The sequence below is a fragment of the Streptomyces sp. MnatMP-M17 genome, assembly GCF_900091995.1.
GTDB lineage: Bacteria > Actinomycetota > Actinomycetes > Streptomycetales > Streptomycetaceae > Streptomyces.
Window position 1 is genome coordinate 1 of record NZ_FMDK01000421.1, and the last position, 6,469, is coordinate 6,469.

The 6,469-nt window shown below is 70.4% G+C and carries 5 protein-coding genes; 3 read left to right on the forward strand and 2 right to left on the reverse strand.

The genetic code is table 11. The features are described 5' to 3' along the window. Positions 1-725: class II fructose-bisphosphate aldolase (locus GA0115259_RS19300; protein WP_093598569.1), on the forward strand; the 725-nt coding region annotated here is incomplete at its 5' end. Here GA0115259_RS19300 and GA0115259_RS19305 read toward each other — a convergent pair. Further along, positions 706-1,719, reverse strand: coding sequence for a CBM35 domain-containing protein (locus GA0115259_RS19305; RefSeq protein ID WP_093598572.1), 1,014 nt, complete (start codon positions 1,717-1,719; stop codon positions 706-708). The genes GA0115259_RS19300 and GA0115259_RS19305 overlap by 20 nt on opposite strands. 322 nt (positions 1,720-2,041) lie before the next feature. Beyond that, positions 2,042-3,772 carry a diguanylate cyclase CdgB gene (gene cdgB, locus GA0115259_RS19310; protein ID WP_093598576.1) on the reverse strand — a complete coding sequence of 577 codons (1,731 nt, stop codon included), beginning with the start codon at positions 3,770-3,772 and terminating at the stop codon, positions 2,042-2,044. A 452-nt stretch (positions 3,773-4,224) separates the two neighbouring features. Between cdgB and GA0115259_RS19315 the strand changes: the two genes are divergently transcribed. Further along, the gene (locus tag GA0115259_RS19315) at positions 4,225-4,791 is read left to right on the forward strand and encodes a flavin reductase family protein (protein ID WP_370748179.1); all 567 of its coding nucleotides are present in this window, start codon (positions 4,225-4,227) and stop codon (positions 4,789-4,791) included. Between the two features lie 290 nt (positions 4,792-5,081). After that, a partial coding sequence (gene helR / locus GA0115259_RS19320) for an RNA polymerase recycling motor ATPase HelR (RefSeq protein ID WP_272921150.1) occupies positions 5,082-6,469 on the forward strand: 1,388 nt, incomplete at its 3' end.

A 6,469-nucleotide genomic window follows, 5' to 3' on the forward strand; every position in this document is an offset into this window, starting at 1 on the left:
CCGCCGCCGCGGCGGCCGTCGCCCGCGCCTCCTCCGTACCGCTCTCGCTCCATCTCGACCATGTCGAGTCGGCGGATCTGCTGCGGGCCGCGCTCGACGCCGGTTTCAGCTCGGTGATGTTCGACGCCTCGAAGCTGCCGTACGCGCAGAACCTCAAGGCCACGGCGGACGCCGTGCGGCTGGGCCACGACCATGGCGTCTGGATCGAGGCCGAGCTGGGCGCGGTGGGCGGCAAGGACGCGGTGGGCGGCAAGGACGCGGTGGGCGGCAAGGACGGCGAACCACCGCACGGCGCGGCCCTCGGCGCGCATGCTCCCGGTGTCCGTACGGATCCGGCGGAGGCGGCGGCCTATGTCGCCGGGACCGGTGTGGACGCGCTGGCGGTCGCGGTCGGTTCCTCCCACGCGATGACCCGGCGTACGGCGGCCCTGGACCACGCGCTGATCGGCGCCCTGCGCGCGGCCGTGCCCGTACCGCTCGTCCTGCACGGCTCCTCCGGCGTGCCCGACGAGGAGATCCGCCGGGCGGTCGCGGCCGGCATGGTCAAGATCAATGTCGGTACGGCCCTGAACGCGGCCTTCACCGGCGCCGTACGGGAGTACCTCACGGACCGTCCGTCGACCGTCGATCCCAGGAAATACCTCGTCCCGGCTCGCGAGGCGATGGCCGGGACGGTGGCGGGGTTCCTACGCGTGGTAGGTCAGGTCAGTTCTTCGGCGGCGTGACTTCCAGCCAGTCGAGGATGGCGTCGCACTGGTTGCCCGGCTCGCAGGAGATCTTGATGGTGTTCTGGCCCGCCTGGAGCTCGACCGGCGCCCAGGTGGTCTGCCAGTTCTTCTCCCAGTTCGGATCATTCGAATGGATGAAGTTCTTCAGCCCGATCGGGTTGGAGTTCGCCTTGCCGTTGACGGTCAGAGTCGCGTTCGCGTCCTTGGCCGGGATGGCGTAGCGCACCGACAGCGCGTACGCGCCAGCCTTCTCGATATCGGCGGTCCAGGTCACGGACGCGCCGACGGCGTTGAAGCCCGTCACATACGAGCCGTTCGTGCCCTCGGCTCCCTTGATGTCGGTGGCCAGCGCGGCGGGCGGTCCCAGCTTCAGGGTCGCCGCATCCTGCTTGGGGAGCTGGATGCCCTCGGCGGGCTTCTCGGACGCGCCCTCGCTGGGCTTGTCGCCGGGCTGCTCGGAGGTGGAGACCGACGGGCCGCCGGACGGAGTCGCCTCGTTGTCCTGGCCGTCGTCGCCGCTGGAGAGCACCGCGGCTGTGATACCGATCACCACGACCACGACCACCGCGATCGCGCCGATCAGCAGGCCTCTGGTGTTGGGGCCGCCGCGTCCGCCGCCGCTGCCGCGCTGGGCGGGCACCTGACGGGTGGCGGAGGCGCCGGGATAGGTCTCCGGCGCGGCGTACGGAGCGCTCGGCTGCTGGCCGTAGGGCGCCTGGCCGTACGCGGCCTGCTGGCCGTACTGCGGCTGCTGCCCATAGGCGGGCGCCTGCTGCTGCGGCGGGACCTGCGGCTGTCCGTACTGGCGCTCGCCGACCGTTCTGACCTGGTTGTACGAAGTCCTGGGCACCCCGGGCTGCGCACCGGGACCGGGGTAGCCGTAGCCGCCCTGGCGCCGCTGACCGCCGCCCTGCGCCTGTCCGTCCTCGTACAGATAGCCGAACGGATCGTCGTCCTCGGGCGTGCTCGCGCCGTTGTTCCCGGCCGTCATCCCTGGGTCACTCCTTACCATCTCGCCAGCGTCGCCGACCGGCCGAGCCTACCTCGAATGAGCAAGCCCTTGGACGGGCCTTGACTGTGCGTTGCCACTGTGCGGCCCCCGCGGTAAACAACGCGTCGCGGCTCTGTCCCAGCCCTGTCCCGAATCCGGCCCTGTTCTGTTCTGTCCTGTCCTACGCACCGGTCCTGCGTACCGGCATTCGTACCGGCATACGTACGGACGCCTCCGGATACTCACCGGACGCCTCCCGGGCGCCGGAGCACTCAAGCCCTCATCACAGCCTTCACCACACCACGCACACACGCACTGAGGGCTATCCCGCCCGCCGGTGGACCGTCTTGCGGGACCGCTTCTCGACATACATCCGCTGGTCGGCGGATTGCAGGACCTCTTCCACGGACATCCCGCAGGCCGCCCAGCTGATGCCGAAGCTCGCGCCGACCCGGACCGCCCGTCCGTCGACCCGGATCGGCGGAATGATCGCGTTCCGCAGCCGTACGGCGAGATCCGCGGCGTCCGCCGCTCCCAGGCCGTCCGCGAGGACGACGAATTCGTCACCTCCGAGCCGGGCGACCGTATCGCCGTCCCGTACGCCCGTGGTCAGCCGGTGCGCGACCTCGATCAGGACCGCGTCGCCGGTGTTGTGGCCGAAGCGGTCGTTGATGGACTTGAAACCGTCGAGGTCGCAGAAGAGCACCGCGAGGCCCTTCGTACCGTCGTCGGCCTCGCCGTCGTCGCTGGGCGCGACCATGTGCACATGGTGGTCGAAGGCACCGCCGCCGGCCGGGCCGCCGACGCGGCCACCGCTGCGTACGCCGCCGCCGCGGCCCGCCTGCTCCTCGTAGCCGTCGTACCCGTCATAGCCGTCGTACGCGTCGTATCCGGGCTCGTACAGCACCGTGCCCTCGTACCCGCCGTACGCCGCGTCCAGCGCCTCGACCGCGGTCTCCCGCAGGGCATGGGGCCGCGAACAGAGCCGGGCGCTGAGGCGGGAGCGCAGCTCCGCGCTGTTCGGCAGACCGGTGAGCGAGTCGTGCGAGGCGCGGTGGGCGAGCTGGAGCTCGCGGCTCTTGCGCTCCTCGATGTCCTCGACATGGGTGAGCAGGAACCGGGGGCCGTCGGCGGTGTCCGCGACGACGGAGTTACGCAGCGAGACCCAGACGTACGTGCCGTCGCGGCGGGCGAGCCGCAGCTCGGCCCGGCCGCCCTCGGCGGAGGTGCGCAGCAGCGTCCCTATGTCCTCGGGATGGACCAGATCGGAGAAGGAGTGGCGGCGCATCGCGGAGGCCGGGCGGCCCAGCAGCCGGCAGAGCGCGTCATTGGTCCGCAGCAGCCTGCCGTGCTGGTCGCCGCCCATCTCGGCGATGGCCATACCGCTGGGCGCGTACTCGAACGCCTGACGGAAGGATTCCTCACTGGCCCGCAGCGCCTGCTGTTCACGTTCGAGCCGCACAAGGGCGCGCTGCATATTTGCTCGCAGGCGAGCGTTACTGATCGCAATGGCGGCCTGGGACGCGTACATCTGGAGGGCTTCCTGTCCCCAGGGCCCGGGACGGCGGCCACCGCGCGGCCGGTCGACGGAGATGACACCGAGCAACTCGCAGCCGCCGCCGGACGCGTACATCGGCGCGTAGAGGCGGTCCTGCGGGTGCCACTCGTCCTCGAAGCGCGGATCGGGACCGTCGGTGTACCACTGAGGCACGTCGTCCTCCAGCAGCACCCAGCCCTCGGTGTGCGGTATGAACCGCAGGTCGCCCCAGCTCTCGCCCATCGCGAGCCGGCGCTCCCAGGAGCCCCGGGAGCCGACCCGGCCGGTGATCAGCGCCTCGGCCGCGGCGCTGCCCGCGAAGGCCGCGACGACGAGATCACCGTCGGCCTGGACGACATTGACGCACGCCAGCTCGTAGCCGAGTCCTCTGACGACACCGTCCGCGACGGTCTGGAGGGTGTCCGCCAGGCTGCGGGCGGTGTTGAGTTCGGCGACGGCCTGGTGCAACTGCCGCAGGGTCGCAAGACGGACATACGGCTCCGACTCGGTCTCCATTGCTCGCTCTCCCCGAGACCTCGACAGCAACTCCAGGATTCTCATCGGCTCTCGTGTTGCATTCTCATCGCCACTGAATCACAGCGAGCTGTCCGCCCGGTACACAGGGTCAGCAAATACTGTGCTCTGTGACTCAAGTCACATGATCCGAAGAGGAGGAAGAGCGCCTGACGGGAGCGCTCCAGGGCTTTCTTGAACGCAAATTCCGGACGGTGTGCGGGGCCTTCCGGAGGCGCTCGCAGGGCCCGGGAGACCGGGACCGTGCCTTGTGATCCTACGACGCTCTCGCCGCTGCGGATGGCGGTCCCAGGGGTCCCGGGCGGTCCCTGCGCGGCCGGTCCTAGGACCGGTCCTGGTCCGTCGGCCCGATGTGGACGGGCGGCGGCGGAAGCTAGCGTTCGCCCGTGTCCCAGTCCCAGTTCCAGACGACCCACGCCGCCCGGACCGAGGCCATCCCTCGCGCCGAGGTGATCCCTCCTACGGAGGCCATCCCTCATGCTGAGGGAGTGAGCAACGACGAGTTCCGCGCCGCCCTGGCACGACTGGCCGCGGGCGTGGTGCTGGTGACCGCCCACGAACCGCCCTTGAGCACGGACGGCCCGCGCGGCGAGGACGCCGGCATGACGGCGACGGCCTTCATGTCCGTCTCCCTGGAACCGCCGCTGGTCCTGGTCAGCGTCCGCAACGGCTCCCGCATGGACGATCTGCTCGCCGAACAGCCCTTGTGGGCGGCCTCTCTACTGACGGAGAGTCAGCGGCACATCGCGGGCCGGTTCGCGATGAAGGGCCGTATCAGCGACCGGCTGCTCTTCGAGGACATCCCGTACCGCCGCGGAAAGGTGAGCGGCGCGCCGCTGATCAGCGGCGCACTGGCGGCTCTGGAATGCCGTACGGAACAGCGCGTGGAGGCGGGCGACCACACACTGGTCATCGGCCGGGTACTGACAGCGGAACTGCCGAGCGCGGAGGGCGGCCCGCTGATGTATTTCAAGGGGCGCTACCGGCAGCTGGGTTCGTAGGATCGGCGGACCGGGCGGCAGCACGTACCCGTACCCACGCCTCGCCACTCTCAACGTATAGCGCACCGGGGGGCTTGCGGCAAGGCCCGGGTCGTGGCGCAGAATCACTGGCCGAGGCCAGGACCTGCGGAAACGGGAGATCCACAAAGTGCATGTGTTGCTGTCGGTTCATGGGGTGTGCGGTACGTCGAGCCGGTTGTGGGCGCTCGGCGCCGAGGTGCCGGTGGCCGAGGTGCCGGTGTGTGCGCCGTCGGGCTCCGCGGGCGCGACCTCGGCTCGGAGCTGATGGTATGAAACCCACGACCACCAGCGCGTTCGACCTTCCCGACCGCCTCTCCGCCAAGGCCGACCCACTGCTGATCGCCAACGACGAGCAGCACTTCGCGGCCATCGCGGAGAGCCTCGAACAGGCGATCGCCGAGCTGTCCGACCGCCTCGACGCCGAGCGCAGGGCGCCCGGCGGCATCGGCCGGGAGGCGATGGACCGGGACATCGAGATCCACCGGCTGACCGGCCGGCTGCGCGCCCTGCGCCGCTTCGGTCTGGACCTCTGCCTCGGACATATCGTCGGCGCGGACGACTCCGAGCCCGCGTACATCGGACGGCTCGGCCTCACCGACAGCGCGGGCCGCCGGCTGCTGCTCGACTGGCGCTCCCCCGCGGCGGAGCCGTTCTTCGCGGCGACGCACGCCAATCCGATGGGACTGGCAAGCCGCCGCAGATATCGCTGGACCCGCGGCCGGATCAGCGACTACTGGGACGAGGTGTTCACCGCTGACGGGCGTGAACGGCACGCCGCGCTCGACGACCAGTCCGCCTTCATCGCCAGCCTCGGCAGCAACCGGTCGGAACGGATGCGAGACGTGCTCGCCACCATCCAGGCCGACCAGGACGCCATCATCCGGGCCGGATCCCGCGGCGCTCTCGTCGTAGACGGCGGTCCGGGCACGGGAAAGACCGTCGTCGCTCTGCACCGCTCCGCCTACCTCCTCTACTCCGACCCGCGCCTCGGTCACCGCCGTGGCGGCGTACTGTTCGTCGGTCCGCACCAGCCCTACCTGGCCTACGTCGCCGACGTCCTGCCCAGCCTCGGCGAGGAGGGCGTACAGACCTGCACCCTGCGGGACCTCGTCGCCGAGGGAGCCGGAGCGGCGATCGAGACCGACCCGGACGTGGCCCGCCTGAAGTCGTCCGTGAACATGGTGAAGGCGATCGAGACGGCCGTCAGGTTCTACGAGGAGCCGCCCGCCAAGGGAATGACGGTCACGACCCACTGGTCCGACATCTGGCTGGGCGCCGGCGACTGGGCCGTGGCGTTCGAAGCGGCAGAACCCGGTACTCCGCACAACGAGGCGCGCGAGCAGGTCTGGGAGGAGCTGCTCACCATCCTGGTGGACGCGCACGACGGCGACGCCTCGGCACAGGACAGCGCCGTCTCGCCCGGTCTGCTCCGCAAGTCGCTGCGGCAGAACAGGGAACTGCTCACGGCCTTCAACCGCGCGTGGCCACTGCTCGAAGCGGCCGACCTCGTCGGAGACCTGTGGTCGGTACCCGCCTATCTGCGGATGTGCGCTCCCTGGCTCGGTCCCGACGACGTGTCGAAGCTCCAGCGCGAGAACGCCCAGGCCTGGACGGTGTCCGACCTGCCGCTCCTGGACGCGGCACGGCAGCGGCTCCC